Below are 18,159 nucleotides of genomic sequence, written 5' to 3'. Positions count from 1 at the left end.
TAAATCTTAAGATGAATCATTTTTATATAAACGATATATTCTTCACAACTTAATTTCGTGAAAAAACACTTTCTTTGCCGATTCCACACTTCTTTTGTCATACCGGAAGGGAACTTACTTCATAGATCGAAATCATTCAACAGGATATATATAGGAGGGATTATTTTGGAATATAAAACACCATTTATTGCAAAAAAGTTAGGTGTTAGCCCCAAGGCTGTTGTCCGGATTGCACAACAATTAAATCTTACGATAGAAAAAAATAAATATGGTCACTTTATTTTCAAACAAGATGATGTAGATCAAATGTTAGAATACCATCGTTCTCAAATTGAGCATTCGCAAAACTCTCAACCTACTCAAAAAACATCATCAAATGATGTTGAAGAATTAAAAACTCAAGTAAACACAATTTTTCAAAACACATCATCAAATGACTTTGAACAATTAGCTATTCAATTACACACAATTACAAGAAGGCTAGATCGAATGGAGGAGCAAATGCAAGATAAGGCAAATGATGTCGTTACGTACCAACTTTTGCAACACCGTCGTGAAATGGAGGAAATGTTAGAACGAATCCAAAAGCTAGAAGCTTCCCTCAAAAAAGAAGAGCCCATATATATTACTCCTGATTCAAAACCAACATATGAAAGAGAAAAGAAACCGAAGCGCCGCAAAATGATTTTTAGTATATTTGGATTATGATTTTTAGACCCTTATTAAAACAATAAGGGTCATTTTTTCATGAAGGATACTGCCATATTAATATATCATTCTCTATATTATATATATTCACTTCTAATTATTTTGTTAACATAATATTCTTACTGTATTCCGCGATTAATGCCTGTGCATGAGCATTCCCTTGAATCACATCGCGAAATTCTTTTAAAGAATACAAATGCGTAACTCCTTTTCGAGCATGAATTCGCACTGGTACACCTTGTAAAGTATCATGAAACTGAAATGGATTGTCTATCGGCTCTATAGGAAAATCGAGTGTTAGTAGATACATATACATTCTTTTTGTAACTGCTGCAATATACCATTCCGCTTTCGTTTCTAACGCATGCACAAATAAAATAGCTGTTAGCCTTTTGAAATGCCCTCTCCCACGAGACGTTTTCGCAATACTTAGCTTGCCTATTTCATACACATTTTTCAAATCTTTCACTAAATCATTTTTAGAAAACGGATAGAAAAACTCAGAATTTGATTGTTCGGGTACCGTATACTTAATACACTCTACTGTACCTATATGATGCTCATCTTCTATTAATAAAAATCGTGTTGGATTTAAATTACGTTCTACGAACATTAAGTTTCTTTCTTCACAAAAATCTCCCCATAGTTGCTCGAACCAAAAATGTTCTTCCTTTGTTTGAACACGCTGGAACATATTTCCCCGCCTTTCCCATCGTCGCTCTGTTTTGATAACGCTTTCACTATCTATCATATAAGAACAAATCTTCGTATGCAACTAAAAATATTTATGACTTATTATATTCTGCAAAATGAATTAAATTCCAACTTCGTCGTCTTTTACCTCACATGTACAGTTATTCTAATAACTTATGTGTATCACTTTTCAAATTACATCCTACTTACTTCCATACAGCATATAATTCTTCTTAATCTAAAAGAAATCCTTTATGAAAAAGGATTTCTTTTACTTCTTATTATTTTTTAACCACTTCTCAAAGATTTGTACCATCCCATGTTTCCCTGCTAATTTTTCTTCTCCTTGTTTCGTCTTATATGGATATAATTGCAAAAAGACACCGCACCCAGATTCAATTTTTTTACTATGCATATGACTTCCTGGATATACACAAATAACTTCATAAATTGCCCGTCGATGAAAAACACGTTTTCCATTCTGTTCTTCTACATACTTTATAGACCAGTATTTATACATTTGCTCAGTCGCTTTCGTATTTCCAACGTGCTGAAAAATATTGTACATTGGGCTATACTTCACTTCAATAATAATAGAAGATTTATATACGTATTTCCCTTCTTCCTTTACATAACAGTCTAAGCGAATATCTGGTTTTTTTGTATCCTCGCCATTATAAAAGTTACTCCCTTTACTTAATGCAATAAGGGGGTGTGTTTCAATTAAGTCATTAAATGCAACGTGGACCTTCATATCATCTTGATGTAAAACTACTGTCGTCCCATCTTGTAACCCATCTACATAAAAATGCTCTTGTATTTGTTCACGAATGGGATTTCTAGCTTTAAAACCAATTTGCTCTAGCATGGAAATAACGATAAAAAAAGCGTAATATTCATACACTAAAAACGTTGGTTTATATACAAATAATAAAGATGGAGATTGATCTGTATATTGTGGAAGTAAGTTTAAATGCTGTAGTAATTGTTGATGTGGAATTGGTAAATCGTATGAGTTCATATTACCCGTTTCAGAAACTTCTCTCCAAAAGGGGGAATATATTAAAGTTTTAAAGTATTGTACACTTTCACGTACAATATGAGCTAATATTTTATATTCTTGTATTTTCACAGAGCTTTTACGTAAATCGGCTTCTTTTAGTAAATGTATATTTTTATATTTTTGCTTCTCTCTATCAGTCACAGATCCATTACGCTCAATTGTTTGCATAATCGTTTTTACAGCTTGAAACTCTTCTAATTTTTTCTTTTTTTCTCTTTCTAATATTTCAATTGTTTGACGTAAAAAACTTTCGGCTTCAAGTAAATAATGATAAAATTGCATCGCTTTAAATTTAAGAAATGCATTTTCCCTACTATTTTTTTGTTCAATAAACTTACGATTATAATATTTCGTATAGGACTTTCTTTCCGCCATTATTGTTCCTTTTCTCGTTGCCTTCCGTTCCTTCACTTCCCATTTATATTCATGTATAAATTTTGAACTTGATTCAATCTTTTTAAAAACTTGTTTTATCTTTTTCATTTTTTGCGGCAGCTTTCTAAGTAATACTAAATAAGAAGAATCCTCAATATCACTAAGGGCAGAGAAAGTCTTTTTATAATAACCTCTATCTAAAATCAACTCATTTAAAATTGACTTTACATAGTTTTGAATCATTTCAAATTGGTCATCAAAAAAATTTTTTGGAACGATTTGAAAAGCACCATAATACGTTGTGTCTTCTATGCGAACTTCAAAATGATATAAACCACATCGCCATGGATAAAAGAATTCCGTTTTTCCATGTTCATAAATTAGTACCTTTTGTTTTTTTTCATTTATTTCGTATTGTGACTCTTTTATATTTTTCTGGCCCTCATACACTTTATTCCATATGAAAGTAATATTCATTGGACTTTCATAATGGTAATGCAATCTTATCGGTTTTAATTCTTGTACTTTGTAAATACATTGAACTAATGCTGTAGTAGATGTGCAAAGACGATTTAATAAAATATACTCCCCTTTTCCCTCTGTTCCTATGATTAACTTTAATACAAAAGGGAGCGTTTCATTCGTATCAACGATTTCTGTTTCATACCGCTCTTCATTTCGCATATCCATACAACTCCAGTTCTCTACGTTTTTCTCTTATATATGCTAAAGAGTGTTCAAATGTAGAGACTCTGTTTGCAAGTGGCGATTGCAAAAGAGGTACTAAAGTCGCTCCCCTTTTTACTTCTTCAGAAAGTAATGACCCAACCATCATTTCAGTACCTCTTAATTTCGTCAGTACACGTTGCTTTATTTGTAAATCAAAACCTTCTTCTCTGCTAATCATATAAGAATGATTATTTTGAAACGGTATATTTTGCAAATACATAGCAATTGCATTTGCACATCGAAAAGAAATTCCCTTTGACGCATCATGTGATGACAATACAACATGCAACTTATCTAATAGCTCTAACTCTTCTTCAGAAAACACTTCAATCATAGATTTCTTTCTGATCCAATTTATCCGAAATTCTCCCGCTGTTACTTTCAGAGGTGGTTGTAATACACCTTTCTCTTGTACCATGCACATCTCACAAAACGGAATTTTTTGTAACGTAATTAAATTGGTTCGGTCTAATAATCGATCAGAGAGTTCTTTCGTTGTTTCATCAAAATTCACAGTACCTACAAAGATAATATTTTCTCCAATTTCAATTGTTGATGGAATTTGGTTTTCTAATTTCTGCGCACCCTCATACAAATTCAAAATACGATTTTCCTTTTCAAGTTGAAGAACAGATAGAAATGGAGTAAACCAATGCTCAATATGTGACATGTTCATTTCATCAAAAACGATTATATACAATTGATTTTGATTTTCTTTTGCCTTCATTAACGCTCTAACTAACTTTGTTTCACTTTCAATAAAAGTACCATTTGGGTGAAGATATCCAAGTAAATCATGTGGTTCTTGATACGATGGAGAAATCGGAATCCAAACCAATTCTTCTCCATACTGTAATCCAAGTGCCTCTGCATAAGCTTGCACAAAGCGTGATTTTCCAACTCCCGGTATACCACCAAGAATCGTTAACATATTTGTTTTTACACTTATATGAAAATTATAAATATCTGTTTCGTCCAAATACATCCCTTTATTACGCACCGTACTTTGTACATACTGTAAAAAGGATGATTCACGCTCATCCCATTCCCATACTTCCTTGTGTACTTTTATATCCTCTACTTCAACTAGCTTCCCTTCTTCCGTTATTCGTTTTTTTAATTGCTCATACACTTGATCACTTACGAAATACAATTGCTCTTCTACCGCAATTTCTACATGCTTCATCCAGTCACTTAAGTCTATATATTTACATTCTCGATTTTGTTCAAAATACGCGATTGAACTAATTGATGACTTTAACAATATATTTCCATATAACCTTCCATCATGCCACAGTAATTCAGGAGACTCAAAGTCTTTTGGATATTTCGGCATAAGAAATGATAAATAACCATTACAAAGCTTTCGTTCTAAAGACTCTCTTTTTTTATTATCTGCAACTTTAGGTGCTGGAATCATTTTATAGCCAGTTGCTATTTCTCTAGGTTCTTCTGTACATATTAACTCCACGTATACATTTCCTCTTTCATAATAAAGACGAAACATAACCAATTGCTTTTCTAATTTCTTCTTCTTTAATTCTGAAAAAATCTTTTCATTCTTTTTATTGCTACATAACCCTTCAAATATATAATGTTCATTTGTAAATTGCTCTTGTAAATTAGATGGTATTGGCGATAGACATTGTACAAAAAAATTCTCTCCATTCTTCTCTTTCTCCGCTTTTGTAAATTTCCCGATAAACCTCATATAGTACATTCGTTTTATAAAACTTGGCTGAAGAGCTTTATGTAATTTCATCTTAATCACCTTCTTTTTTCATACTATTCTTAGTGTATGAAAGAAAAAAAAAACTAGAAATAAAAAACCTGACGTTATCCGCCAGGTTCAAAATTAAAACGTATATTAATGAGATGGAAATGCTTTTTTCTCTTGTAAAATAGCATTGTGAGCAATTTTCATTTTAGCCAGTACATATCGTAATCGATCCTCAGCGTTTTCATCTTTATTTTGCTGCAACTCCGCTAAATTCTCAACAGAACTCGCTAAATTTTCAATTACTCCCCTTAGTTCAGGATGATGATTAAAAAAAGATTCTTGTACTAATACTTTCCTTAACTCACTAGCTAAATCAATTATTCTAGACAACTGTTCTTTTTCTTCCATTTTCATCCCTCCTGAATATCTTATGTATTAAATATTCTCTACACAAAGAAAAAAGCCCTTTAAATGAAAAGGACTTTTACATTTTTATCGTTCCAGTTATCAACAGATAAAGTGATGTGATAGCTGCGACAACAATTGCCCACATCACATATCTCTCTATACCTACAAAACAACGATTCCCTTTTTCTTTTCGTGCAAACATGTAAACGATAATCCCAATTCCATATACGATTGAAACGAGTAATAAATTCTTTAAACCCGCTGCATAAATAAGCCATACAGAATAAATAGAGGCAATTAAAGCTAACGAGCCATTTTTTACTTTTGCATCTTTTAGTTCATTTGTAATTACTAATTTGAATTGGTATAGCGCTGATAATAAATATGGTAATAATATTGATGTTGACGCAATAAAATACATAATTTGATATGTCGATTCTGAAAACAGAACAATTATAAATATAATTTGAGCAACGATATTTGAAATCCATAATGCCATGTGTGGCGTTTGCTTTTTATTGGTTTTCGTAAAGACCTTCGGAAACACGCCATCTTTTCCTGCTACGTGAGAAATTTCCGAAACAAGTAAAAACCAGCCAATTAATGTACCTACAAGTGACGCAACTAATCCAATATTAATTGCCATTGCACCCCATGGCCCAACAACATGTTCTAATACATGTCCCATTGAAGGAGTTTCTAAAACGGAAAGTTCTCCTCGCGTCATTGCTCCCATTGACAGAACAGAAATTAAAATATAAATAGACATAACTAAAATTAATCCAAGTACTGTCGCTTTTCCAACGTCCCTACTATTTTTTGCTCTTCCTGATAATACAACTGCTCCTTCAACCCCAATGAACACCCATAGCGTTACAAGCATTGTATTTTTCACTTGACCAAGAATAGCGGAAAGTGAGATTGTTCCTTCTCCCCAAAAATCATGTGTAAATGTATCCCAGCGAAACGCTGTTACCATTACGACAATAAATAATAAGATCGGAACTAATTTCCCTACTGTTGCAATAACATTCATAATGGAAGCTTCACGAATTCCAAATAAAATTAGAAAATGCAATGTCCATAGTAAAAGTGATGCACCTACGATTGACGCAACATTATTTCCACCTTTAAAAATTGGGAAGAAGTAACCTAATGTACTAAACAGTAGCATAATTGTTGCAACATTTCCTAAAATCCCTGCCAGCCAGTATCCCCAAGCACTGTTAAAACCAATATATTCACCGAATCCAGCTCGTGCATAACTATAAATTCCGCCCTCAAGCTCCGGTTTTTGTCTTGCTAACGTTTGATATACGAGCGCAAGTGGAATCATTCCCATTGCTGTAATACACCAACCAATTATCGTTGCACCACTATTTGCTCCTACTGCTAAATCATGCGGTAAACTAAAAACACCGCCACCAACCATCGTTCCAACTACTAATGCGATTAACGGAAAAAATCCTAACTTCTTTTCTATTTGTACCACCCCATCTGTCATTCTAGGTGTTATGTTCGTTCAACTATTAAAGTCACCTTTTTCTCTAATAGACGTTTCTCTTATATTTTTTCAGGAAAACATTACTTATTCTAAAAGAAAATGAAGAAAAATGGAATACTTTTTTGAAAAAATGTATAAGTATGCACAAAAAAACCGCTCATTTTGTAATGAGCGGTCATTTTAAACATATAAAATTGTATATTTCTTGTAAAATTAACGAAGTAAATTCTCTTTTTGTAAAAATTGTTTCGCTACTTCTTCACTACTTTTACCATTCACATTTACTTCATAATTCATTTTTCGCATTTCTTCATCTGTAATCTTTCCAGCTAATTTATTTAATACTTTTTCAAGTTCAGGATATTTTTGTAATGTCTCTTTTCTTAATAACGGCGCACCTTGATAAGGTGGGAATAATCCTTTATCATCTTTTAGCACTTTAAGTCCGTATTGCTCCAATTCACTATCCGTTGAATATGCATCGATTACGTTCACATCACCAGATTGAATTGCACTATAACGCAGTTTCGGTTCCATCGTTTTAACATTTAAAAACTTATAGTTATATAACTTTTGCATTCCTTTATAACCATCTTCACGATCTGCAAATTCTAATGTAAATCCTACTTTAGCTTCCTGTGCAATATTTCCTAAATCAGAAATTGTATTTATATTCTTTTGATCTGCTATTTTTTTCGGCATCGCTAGTGCATATGTATTGTTATACTCCATTGGATTTAACATAACCATATTATATTTTTTTTCCATTCCAACGCGAGCTTGTTCATATACTTCCTCACGATTTGTGCTTTTCGGTTCTTCTTTCACGAAAGTAGATAAGGCTGTTCCTGAAAATTCTGGGTATATATCTACTTCACCTGATTTTAACGCTTCAAATACAAATGCTGTTTTCCCAAGACCCGGCTTTAATTCTACTTGTAAATCTGTATCCTGTTCAATAAGTTGTTTGTACATTTGAATTAAAATTTCTGGCTCCGATCCAAGTTTTCCAGCAATAACTATATCTTTCTTTTGTGTATTCCATAGAAATGGAGTAGCAATCATAACTACAACTATACATATCGTCAATATAACGCGCTTAGAAGAGCGTTTGGGACTCTCAAGTATGCGAAGTACTATATCAAAGAATAAAGCGAGTAACGCAGCTGGTACGGCCCCTAAAATGATAAGCGCATGGTCATTTCGATCGATCCCGAGTAGTATGAGCTTACCGAGCCCACCAGCACCTATTAAAGCAGCTAATGTAGCCGTTCCAACAATTAATACCATCGCTGTACGAATACCAGCCATAATAATTGGCAACGCGAGCGGAAGCTCTACCTTCCATAACCTTTTCCAGCTATTCATCCCCATAGCTCTCGCCGCTTCTATAAGTGATTCATCTAATTCCCGTATTCCTGTATATGTATTTCGTAAAATAGGTAATAGTGCATACACAACTAATGCGATTATAGCTGGCAGTTTTCCAATTCCTACTAACGGAATTAATAGTCCAAGTAAAGCAAGTGAGGGCACTGTCTGCATAACAGCAGAAGTCCCTATTATAAATTCAGCCATTCGTTCTTTTCTCGTTAATATAATGCCAAGTGGCACTGCAATAATTACTGCAAAAAATAGTGAAATAAGCGATATTTGTAAATGCTCACTTAATGCACTTAGCAATTCTATTTTTCTTTCTTGGAACGTTTGAATAAAATCAGTCACTGTTTAGCCTCTCTCCTTCATTTGTTCAACAATATAATTGACAATATGACGACTTGTTAACATACCAACATATTGACCATCTTTTTCAACCGGCACTGATTCTTCAGTTTGTAAACGGACTAGTGCTTCTTGTAAAGGAGCATGTAAAGATAAAGCAGCTCCTTCTATTCGTGTATGATCGTCTAGTGGCATTACATCTTCTATAATTATTCCCTCATACCATTGTCGCCCACGATTTCCAATGAACTCCTCAACAAACTCATTTTTCGGATTATGTATAATACCTTCAGGTGTATCTAATTGAACAACTTTTCCTGCTCTCATTACACAAATGCGATCACCAAGTGATAATGCCTCTTGCATATCGTGCGTTACAAACACGATCGTTTTTTGAATCTTTTTTTGCAGTTGTACGATATCCTTCTGAAGTTGCTCCCTGCTTAACGGATCTAACGCACTAAATGGTTCGTCCATAAGAACAATTTTCGGATTAGCGGCTAATGCCCGTACGACACCGACACGTTGTTTTTGCCCTCCTGACAATTCATCAGGCATACGATCACGATATACATCTGGATCGAGCCCAACCATCTGTAGCAAGTCATCGACACGTGCTTTTATTTCTTTTTTGCTCCATTTTCTCATTTCAGGAACAACTGCAATATTTTCAGCGATTGTCATATGTGGAAATAAAGCAATTTGCTGCAACACGTATCCTATATTCCAACGTAATTCATTTATATTATATTGTTGAATATCTTTTCCATCGATTAAAATTGAACCTTCTGTCGTTTCAATCAAACGATTAATCATCTTCATTGTCGTTGTTTTCCCGCAACCACTCGGACCAATGAGAACAAAAAATTCTCCTTTTTTAATTTCTAAATGCAATGAATCCACTGCTTTTGTGCCATCTTCATACGCTTTTGACACATGATTAAATTGAATCACAAATACAACTCCTTTATTGTTGTTTCCTTTATTTTGATGGAATATGGAATTCATTTCAAATGATACGCATTATTTCTATATAAAAAAGAGCTCACATTTGAGCTCTAACGGTCGAACAATATTGTTTTCATAATAGCAGCATATTCACGCACATACATTTTTCTCTTAGAACGCATTGGCGTTTCTGCAGCTAATGCCTCCATCTTTATTCCTAAACGCCTTGCAATTATTTTTGTTCGATATAAATGATACGTATTACTGACAACTACCGCATGTTTTACATCAAATAAATCCATACTAAACTTCAAATTTTCATACGTATTTGTCGAACGGTCTTCCATTAAAATACGACTCTCATCTATACCGTGTACCATTAAATAGATTCTCATACTGTGAGCTTCCGGTATATCTTCATCTTCTCCTTGACCACCTGAAACAATTACTTTCGCTTCAGGATGGGAAAATAAATACTCCAACGCTACATCCAAACGATTTTGAAGAGATAAAGACGGTCTATCTCCAAATAACTTTGCACCCAGTATAAGAACGTACGGAGAGTGATAGCTCAACTTTTCACGAGCAACTTTGTTCATTCGAAACGTCATATAAATGATGTATAGTGGCGGTAATAATAAAATTATAAGAAAGATCCATTTGTTCATAAATAAGTATTCACTCCCTTTCTTTTTATTATATAGAAAAAGAAAGGGAGGCAGAAGTGTTTTTTCAAACGATTGATTTATTAGAAACATTCGCCGCTACTTTACGTTGTGATAGTACATAATAAATAGCGATTCCTAATGAGAAGATCAATATGCAGCTTAATACGTAAAACGGCAGCATGACTCCGGCTTTAGATACACCCGCTGTAAACAACATTAATAATACAATGCGTATTCCAGTACCAATTAGGCGAAATAAGCTGTCTACACGTCCCATTACTTCATTTGGAATTTCCTCCATCATCAATACATTTCTCGCCACTCTTGTCCCCGCATTTCCAATTGCATGAAAAATCGCTAGTCCATATAACAACATTACGGAAGGTTCAATACTCATTGCGGTAATTGAAATTACATAAATGAACATCGTCATAACGATTGAAACTTCTGTTTTGACATATTTCATTATGAGTGGAATACAGATTCCTGCAACAACCGCTCCGACACCGTACATCGTGCCCTCTATTGCGTATACAGAGGCATTGGCTTTGAGTATATCCGAAATATACACGGGTATTAAATAATTTGCCATCATGACACCTATAAACGGCATATAAGTAGCCAGTAAGAACCAAAAGAGCTTAGGACGTTTTTTCATAAAGTGAATTCCTTCAAACAATTGCTTCTTAAATGTTATTTTTCTTTTCACTTCTTTTTTCTTTACGTACGGTATACATAAGAAAAGAAAAAATGCTCCAGCAAAAGTTAACATGTCTACTAACAAAATCCACTTCAAAGATACAATTTCAATTAAGAAGCTCGCGGCCGCTCCAGAAATAACTTGTGTTAACTGTCCTTGTATTTCCATCGTTCCACTTAAACTTTTATAATGTTCCGCTTGAAATATCTCTTGGTTGAACGCAAATATTGTAGGATAAAATAATAAATAGTAGAATGATCCGGCTATATAAATAAGAATATAGTGAATAGAATGATAAGGTTGCCCCGCAAATCCCCATATAACCATTATTCCAATTACGGCAATTCCGATTCCTTCGTTACATAGCAATAAAGATTTTCTTGAAAAACGATCAATACTTTGCCCAATGAATGGTGTTAATAAAAACATAATGAGGGTTGCAATGATAGAAACATAACCAAACGTTGTCTCTCCTCCACTCTCTTTAATTAACAGCCACGGAATCGTTATCATAACAATTCCGGAACCAATAGCAGATAGACTATTGGCCCCTAGAATGTAATACAAGCGAGAATCATGATAAAGTGAGGACATATCACTCCACTCCTAGTTGCTTTTTCACCTCTTTATATACGCTCATATATGCTTTTAATTCTTTAACTACATCATGAATTAATGGTTTGGCATCTTCCCCAAGTTCACCATCTTGTACGTGAAGTCCATCAAGCACTACTTGTTTTGGGATTGCATTTGCGTAAACACCTCTAGCAACAGTTCGCATACTATTTAATGCGTTAATTCCTCCTTTACCGCCCCCCGCAACAGCTAGTAATGCGACAGGTTTATGGATAAACTCACTACTACTTAAGTAATCTAACGAGTTTTTCAGCGCTCCGCTCATCGCATTATGATATTCTGGTGTACATAGTACTACACCGTCTGCTGCTTTCACTAACGCTTTTAATTTTTTTACTGCCTCTAAATCACGTTGCGATTCTTCGCCGTTATATAAAGGCAATTCCTCTATTGCTAAATCGTATAACTCCCCTTCAAATTGATCTGCAATATATTTTGCCACAACGCGAGTTCTACCTAATTTTCTTGGTGTACCATTAATAACGACTAGTTTCATAAACAATTCTCCCCTTTGTTTTCAAATTCTACTTATATATTATCAGAAATTTCTATACAAAACACAATATAAAGAGGGAACTTCCTTAATCAAATAGTATGATACACGAAAAAAGAACTCATACTTTCGTATGAGTTTCGCGCTATTACTTTGTTTCACCATTCTGACTTATTGTACCTATGCTTTTATTTGCTTCAAAATGGTAATATGCTTTTTCCGCTAATTCTTTTCGTTCTTCTGGTAATTCTATATATTTCATTACGTTTTCAATTATTTTTTCGTACGGAGTAAATACAATTCCTGGCCACTCTATCTCGTCTTCTGGATTACTATTTTCCGAAATAATAAATTTCTTATTCGCGACCGCATAAGAAACACGTGGTGTTTCAAGAATTCCCGATAAGTAAAAGTGAATATTTAATATAATTTTAGACCTAGCAATTAACTCATTTCTAGCAATTCCCCACGCATTATTTTTAAAAACTATATTTAAATTCGGTGCAATGGCTTTTAGGTGATTAAAAATAGCTTGCCGCCTCGGATTAAGAGCACCTATAAACAAAATATCAATATCTTCAGTAATCTCACCTTCAAATATATCTTTTTTTATTTCCAAAGTTGGAGCATAGTTCATTCCTACATGTTTTATTTCTTTTCCTACCCCTTTTTGTTTTAACCATTCTATATTTTGTTTACTATAATCCCAAATCACTCTATTTTTTAATAATATTAAATAAAGCGGGTGCGCATATGGACTTCCTTCATATAGCTGTTCTAAATTATAAATAATTGCATCTTGCGGAAGGAGATTCGGGTTATAAGCGTATGTATGCGCTCCAAAAACAACTGTATTCTTTACATTTCCCAGTATTGTTTCTGATATAATTACTGTATTTCCCTCCTGCTCCAACCTCCATTTCAAAGCTCGCGCAACATCTATGAAACTACCGTACGTCTTCGGGCATATAAAAAGACAATAATCATATTCTTTATTCAAATAAACTTCCATTAATTTTAAATTATTTTTATATAAATCTACATCCGGATGTTTAAGTACCAACTCATTTGCATGTTTTCTTGCCACTTTATATAATCCAGCATAATAAGCAGCGATGCATCTTCTTAATTCGATTCTTTCCCGATCTTCATCTAATACATCCATGTTTAAAAGAAGATTTGCGATACAATACGCTTTTAAATGATCACGATCATAATAATAGTCTAGTAGTGGCATCAATTCTTCATACGTATTTCCATGCACCGATTCCCCTAGTTCAATCGCCCATCGTATTAATTCCATGATTATTCCACTACTCCTTTAACCGGAAATGTATTTAATAAAATTTCGCATTATTTTCTACCACATTTGCTATATGAAATGGAATCTCTTCTTTTATCGATTCCAAATACTTTTGCGACACCGCCCCTAAATGTTTTTTATGAGGTATATAGAAAGCACTAATAGAAATTTCATAGTCAAATAAGTAATCATACACATGATAATCCACAAATAGAAGATCATCCTTTGGAAAAGGAATTTCCTTCCCTTGCAGAGCATACATCAAAGCAATATTGTTTTGAGATCTTAATCGATACAACCTTGCAAGTTGGTATAATGGTTCAGCCCGAGTTGGTCTATATTCCCACGCTTTTTGAAAATAAAAAACAGCTAATGCTAAATATTGCTCTTCTTGCCCTTTAACATTTTCTTTTTCATCAGCATCTGTCACTTCATTTTGTTTATTTGCTGAACGATTTGCTAACTGCTCATAACAAAATCCTATTCGCAATAACGAATAGAATACCTCTTCAACCCATCCCCCTGCTTCCACTCGTTTTTTATACCATTTAATCGAATCTTCAAATTGACTTAAATGAAAATAAGTCTGAGCTAAATAAAATAAATATCTTATATGCAAATCTGGCGTTGTTTCTGGGTCGTTTATTCCTTGTAACAACAACCTCTCATCTCGTTCAAATTTATCAGCTTTACTTCCGCCATCTCCAGGATCATTCACGACAAGAGTCTCTAACCGATCTACCCTCGTATTGTAATTCGCTCCAACTTTTGAACGATCTATATCCCAATACTCATGAGTAACACCGACAGATTTCCATGGTAAAGAAGCTTTTAAAAGACGTGTAAGCCAATATTTAATATGAACATCATATTGCAGTGTAAGATAATGATCTTCCGTTAAGCTCGTTTTATCAAAATTCGGATCCACCTCTAAAATCATATCTGCATCTAATATTAATAAATAATCCGCTTCTGGATATGTTTTTTGCGCTAATGAAACAGCTAAGCTTCTGTTATAACCAAAGTTTTTAAACGGCTCATGATGAACCGTCCCAGGTATCTCATTTTCCTTACACCAATTTTCAATAATTTCAGGCGTATTATCCGTCGATCCAGTATCACAAATAGAAACATAATCTACAATTGATTTCGTTGCATTTAAACATCTTTCTATAATTCTAGACTCATTTTTGACGATCATACAAAGACATAACTTTTTTTCTTCCTTTACAGACTTCACTTGCTCATTTCCCATTTAACCACCTCATATTTTATTAACACGCTCTCCTCATATGTAACAACATTTCTTAGCTATACTGATGACATAAGCACCCTTTTATTATTTATGAAAACTTCATTTTATTTATTCTTACTTTTATGTTGGGACATATTTCATGCTTCGCTTTATATTTGATACAATCAATACAAAAAAACATAATACGGGAATCCGTACATTTCAAAGTCTAAGAGGAGGTTATATTTTGTTGGATTACATTTGGCTAGATGACAAATCACCAATTTTAGAACAACTACCAAGTAATTTTAAATCTGCAGCTATATTGCTACATCCATTTGTCCAAATGCCTTTAGGATGGGAAAAGTCTGTGAGAAAAAGACCATATGAGCACATCTATCCTAGCGCTGAAGAAATCATTCACAATGGGAAATCCGTTTCTTGGAAGGAAATGATGTCTTGTAGTGGATTACATTCATACGCAGACCTAGCAATGGCCATGTTGACTTCCATTAGTGCCTTTTCAGAAGAATATAAAAGAGAGGATTTAGCTGAAAAGCTACATTCAAACTTAAAAAAAGATCTTTATTATCCAACAGAAGATTATACGTCTATATTTTTATTACACAAATTACTTAAACTCCTCGGTTCTAAAGGTGCAAAAAATCTATATTTCTCTGAACCAATTCTTGATACAAACGGATTATTACAGGTAAATAATACTACTCCATTAGATATTTGGGACATTAGCAATAATGAGTTAATTATTACTGGAGAAGACAATGAGTATGCGTTTATGAGTATATACGATTCCTTTACAACCTTATTATTAGCTAAAGAAGAAAATATAGAATATATTGTTCAATCAATGAATGTTGAAGCTGTCATTTGTGACAAAAAAACGATGATTGATTGGTATTTTTAAATTAGTAATTTCTTAAACTATAAAAAAGAAACTTGCGCTTATGCACAAGTTTCTTTTCAAAAACATCCTTATTTTTTTACAACTTCATGTCCACCGAACTGATTACGTAGTGCTGAAACTACTTTTCCGTGGAATGTATCATCTTCCTGAGAACGATAGCGCATAAATAATGACATCGCGATTACTGGTGCCGCTGCTTGTAACTCAAGCGCAGTTTCAACAGTCCATTTCCCTTCTCCTGAAGAGTTCATTACACCTTTAATGCCATCAAGTTTAGGATCATCTGCAAATGCTTTTTCAGTTAAGTCCATTAACCAACCGCGGATTACTGATCCGTTCGCCCATACTTTTGCAACATCTTCATAATTGAAATCAAAGTCACTCTTATCTAGTACTTCAAATCCTTCAGCGATTGCTTGCATCATGCCGTACTCAATACCGTTATGAACCATTTTTAAGAAATGACCACTACCAACGCGGCCAGCATAAGAATAGCCATTTTCTACTGCTAAATCTTTAAATAAAGGTTCTAATTGGTCATAAATTTCTTTTTCTCCACCAACCATTAAACAAGCACCGTATCTAGCTCCTTCTACACCGCCAGATGTACCGATATCTACATAATGTAATCCGAAGCTTTTTGCTTCTTCAGCACGGCGTAACGTATCTTTATAGAATGAATTTCCACCTTCAATAACGATATCACCTTCATCTAATAACGGATACACATCTTTTAATACTGACTCTACAACTTCTCCTGCAGGCACCATTACCCAGATCGTACGAGGAGCTTCTAATTCAGCGATCATTTCTTTTAATGTATGACGTGCAGTAATCCCTAGTTTTCCTGCCTTTTCTACAAGCTCTTTATTTACATCGTATACAACTACTTCATGCTTGTCTTCATGTAAGTGTTCAGCTAATGGGAATCCCATTTTTCCTAATCCAATTAAACCTAGTTTCATATTAATCAATCTCCCATTCTATACAAATATATTTAATATGGAAATTAATCCAAGTGCTACAACTGATAGTATCGTCTCCATTGCGGTCCATGTTAATAATGTTTCTTTCACAGTCATTCCGAAATACTCTTTAATCATCCAAAATCCAGAATCATTCACGTGTGATAAAATTAATGACCCTGCGCCTGTTGCAAGTGCTAGTAGTTCAACATTTACCCCAGGTGTACTTGCTGCAATCGGTGCTACAATTCCAGCTGCTGTCATCATAGAAACAGTAGCTGATCCCGTTGCAACTCGGATAAGTGCTGCAATTCCCCATCCAAGTAATATTGGTGAAATATGTGATTCTTTCGCCATTTCAGCAATTGTAGTACCAATTCCAGAATCTAATAACACCTTATTAAACGCACCACCAGCACCAATTACTAACAGTATGTTTGCAATTGGCCCTAAGCAATCATTTGTAAATTGTAATACTTTATCTTTAGAAAATCCTTTTGCATAACCAAGACTAAAGAAAGAATAAATCGTTGCAATTAATAAAGCGACTATTGGATCTCCAATAAAGTGTAACACTTGTGCAAGTTGACTCGTTTTATGTAACGCTACTTCAGCAATGGATGCACCAAGCATAAGAAATACTGGCAGTAAAATAGTAAACAATGTATTTCCGAAGCTAGGAAGTTCTTTCTTCTTATCTCTTTCAATAAATTGCTCCGCTATATCTAACGGCACTTCTTTATGTATACGAGCACCGATCCATTTTCCGTAAAGCGGCCCCGAAATAATTGCAGTTGGAAGTCCGACAATTAATGCATATAAAATTGTCTTCCCTACATCTGCTTTAAAAATACCTACCGCTGCCATCGCTGCTGGATGTGGTGGAACAAGTCCATGTACAACTGAAAGACCTGCTACAAGCGGAATACCGATTGTAATAAGTGATACCCCTGTTTCTATGGCGATTGTAAATACTAATGGAATTAATAGTACCTTGGAAAAACACCGGAATCCCTACTAAAAATGCAACAAACATCATTGCCCAGTGAACACGTTTCTTCCCAAAACGATCAATTAATGTGTTAGCAATTCGTTCAGCACCGCCAGATTCGGCCATCATTTTCCCAAGCATCGTTCCTAATGCTAAAACAATTGCTAAAAACCCTAACGTACTTCCAAGACCCGATTTAATAGAATCAATAATCCCTGGATGTTGTGGTGAAGTTGCAACCAAGGGCATCCCCATTGCTAGCCCAACTCCGATTGCTGTTAAAATTAATGCGACAAATGGATGCCATTTCACTACTGTAATAAGTAGAAGTAGTATGACAACTGCCGCTAGTACAATCCCAACTACCATTTCTC

The 18,159-nt window shown here is 34.2% G+C and carries 15 protein-coding genes and 1 pseudogene; 2 read left to right on the top strand and 14 right to left on the bottom strand.

Features of this window, described 5'->3' with window-relative positions; translation table 11 throughout:
- Positions 1-165 precede the first annotated feature (165 nt).
- Positions 166-708: a chromosome-anchoring protein RacA gene (racA, locus tag MHH42_RS11365; RefSeq protein ID WP_016108320.1), complete on the top strand. Its 543-nt coding sequence runs from the start codon at positions 166-168 to the stop codon at positions 706-708.
- A gap of 97 nt (positions 709-805) precedes the next feature.
- Here the strand turns inward: racA and MHH42_RS11360 are convergent, their stop codons facing one another.
- From MHH42_RS11360 to MHH42_RS11305, 12 genes are all read right to left on the bottom strand, one after another.
- Complete coding sequence (locus tag MHH42_RS11360) at positions 806-1,402, bottom strand: hypothetical protein (protein ID WP_340893394.1); 597 nt, start codon at positions 1,400-1,402, stop codon at positions 806-808.
- 270 nt (positions 1,403-1,672) lie between these two features.
- Positions 1,673-3,523, bottom strand: a complete 1,851-nt coding sequence (locus MHH42_RS11355) for a hypothetical protein (RefSeq protein WP_340893393.1) — start codon at positions 3,521-3,523, stop codon at positions 1,673-1,675.
- Entirely contained in the window at positions 3,513-5,330 is a 1,818-nt protein-coding gene (locus MHH42_RS11350; protein ID WP_016108319.1) for an AAA family ATPase, read from the bottom strand. The genes MHH42_RS11355 and MHH42_RS11350 overlap by 11 nt, the downstream gene beginning before the upstream one ends.
- Before the next feature lie 105 nt (positions 5,331-5,435).
- Positions 5,436-5,696 carry a hypothetical protein gene (locus MHH42_RS11345; RefSeq protein WP_000391448.1) on the bottom strand — a complete coding sequence of 87 codons (261 nt, stop codon included), beginning with the start codon at positions 5,694-5,696 and terminating at the stop codon, positions 5,436-5,438.
- Positions 5,697-5,772: 76 nt separating this feature from the next.
- A complete protein-coding gene (locus MHH42_RS11340) occupies positions 5,773-7,200 on the bottom strand; it encodes a basic amino acid/polyamine antiporter (protein WP_000129458.1) in 1,428 nt (475 codons plus the stop codon).
- 213 nt (positions 7,201-7,413) lie between these two features.
- A complete protein-coding gene (locus MHH42_RS11335) occupies positions 7,414-8,925 on the bottom strand; it encodes an ABC transporter permease/substrate-binding protein (RefSeq protein WP_000129124.1) in 1,512 nt (503 codons plus the stop codon).
- 3 nt (positions 8,926-8,928) lie between these two features.
- Positions 8,929-9,876 (bottom strand): ABC transporter ATP-binding protein, encoded by a 948-nt coding sequence (locus tag MHH42_RS11330; protein WP_000614062.1) that lies wholly within the window; start codon positions 9,874-9,876, stop codon positions 8,929-8,931.
- 104 nt (positions 9,877-9,980) lie between these two features.
- Positions 9,981-10,538 (bottom strand): YdcF family protein, encoded by a 558-nt coding sequence (locus MHH42_RS11325; RefSeq protein WP_001045712.1) that lies wholly within the window; start codon positions 10,536-10,538, stop codon positions 9,981-9,983.
- 64 nt (positions 10,539-10,602) lie between these two features.
- Positions 10,603-11,832 (bottom strand): MFS transporter, encoded by a 1,230-nt coding sequence (locus MHH42_RS11320; RefSeq protein ID WP_070173157.1) that lies wholly within the window; start codon positions 11,830-11,832, stop codon positions 10,603-10,605.
- A 1-nt stretch (position 11,833) separates the two neighbouring features.
- Entirely contained in the window at positions 11,834-12,370 is a 537-nt protein-coding gene (locus MHH42_RS11315) for an NADPH-dependent FMN reductase (protein WP_000780368.1), read from the bottom strand.
- Between the two features lie 145 nt (positions 12,371-12,515).
- Positions 12,516-13,670 carry a hypothetical protein gene (locus MHH42_RS11310; RefSeq protein WP_016108316.1) on the bottom strand — a complete coding sequence of 385 codons (1,155 nt, stop codon included), beginning with the start codon at positions 13,668-13,670 and terminating at the stop codon, positions 12,516-12,518.
- 34 nt (positions 13,671-13,704) lie between these two features.
- Positions 13,705-14,925: a glycosyltransferase gene (locus MHH42_RS11305; RefSeq protein WP_016108315.1), complete on the bottom strand. Its 1,221-nt coding sequence runs from the start codon at positions 14,923-14,925 to the stop codon at positions 13,705-13,707.
- Positions 14,926-15,064: 139 nt separating this feature from the next.
- Here MHH42_RS11305 and MHH42_RS11300 point away from each other — a divergent pair, with 139 nt between their 5' ends.
- On the top strand, positions 15,065-15,829 hold the full coding sequence (locus MHH42_RS11300; RefSeq protein ID WP_016108314.1) for a DUF2711 domain-containing protein: 765 nt from the start codon (positions 15,065-15,067) through the stop codon (positions 15,827-15,829).
- Between the two features lie 68 nt (positions 15,830-15,897).
- On the opposite strand, the gene gnd is transcribed toward MHH42_RS11300, so the two are convergent.
- Together gnd and MHH42_RS11290 are read right to left on the bottom strand one after the other, a co-directional pair.
- The gene (gnd, locus tag MHH42_RS11295) at positions 15,898-16,794 is read right to left on the bottom strand and encodes a phosphogluconate dehydrogenase (NAD(+)-dependent, decarboxylating) (RefSeq protein ID WP_000765981.1); all 897 of its coding nucleotides are present in this window, start codon (positions 16,792-16,794) and stop codon (positions 15,898-15,900) included.
- Positions 16,795-16,812: 18 nt separating this feature from the next.
- Positions 16,813-18,154, bottom strand: a pseudogene (locus MHH42_RS11290) (GntP family permease).
- Between the last annotated feature and the right edge of the window lie 5 nt (positions 18,155-18,159).

Origin of the sequence: Bacillus sp. FSL L8-0099 (assembly GCF_038006385.1) — a bacterium.
GTDB classification, from domain to species: Bacteria; Bacillota; Bacilli; order Bacillales; family Bacillaceae_G; genus Bacillus_A; species Bacillus_A toyonensis.
The sequence above is the reverse complement of the archived record's forward strand: the minus strand, read 5'-3'. Positions and strand labels throughout refer to the sequence as shown.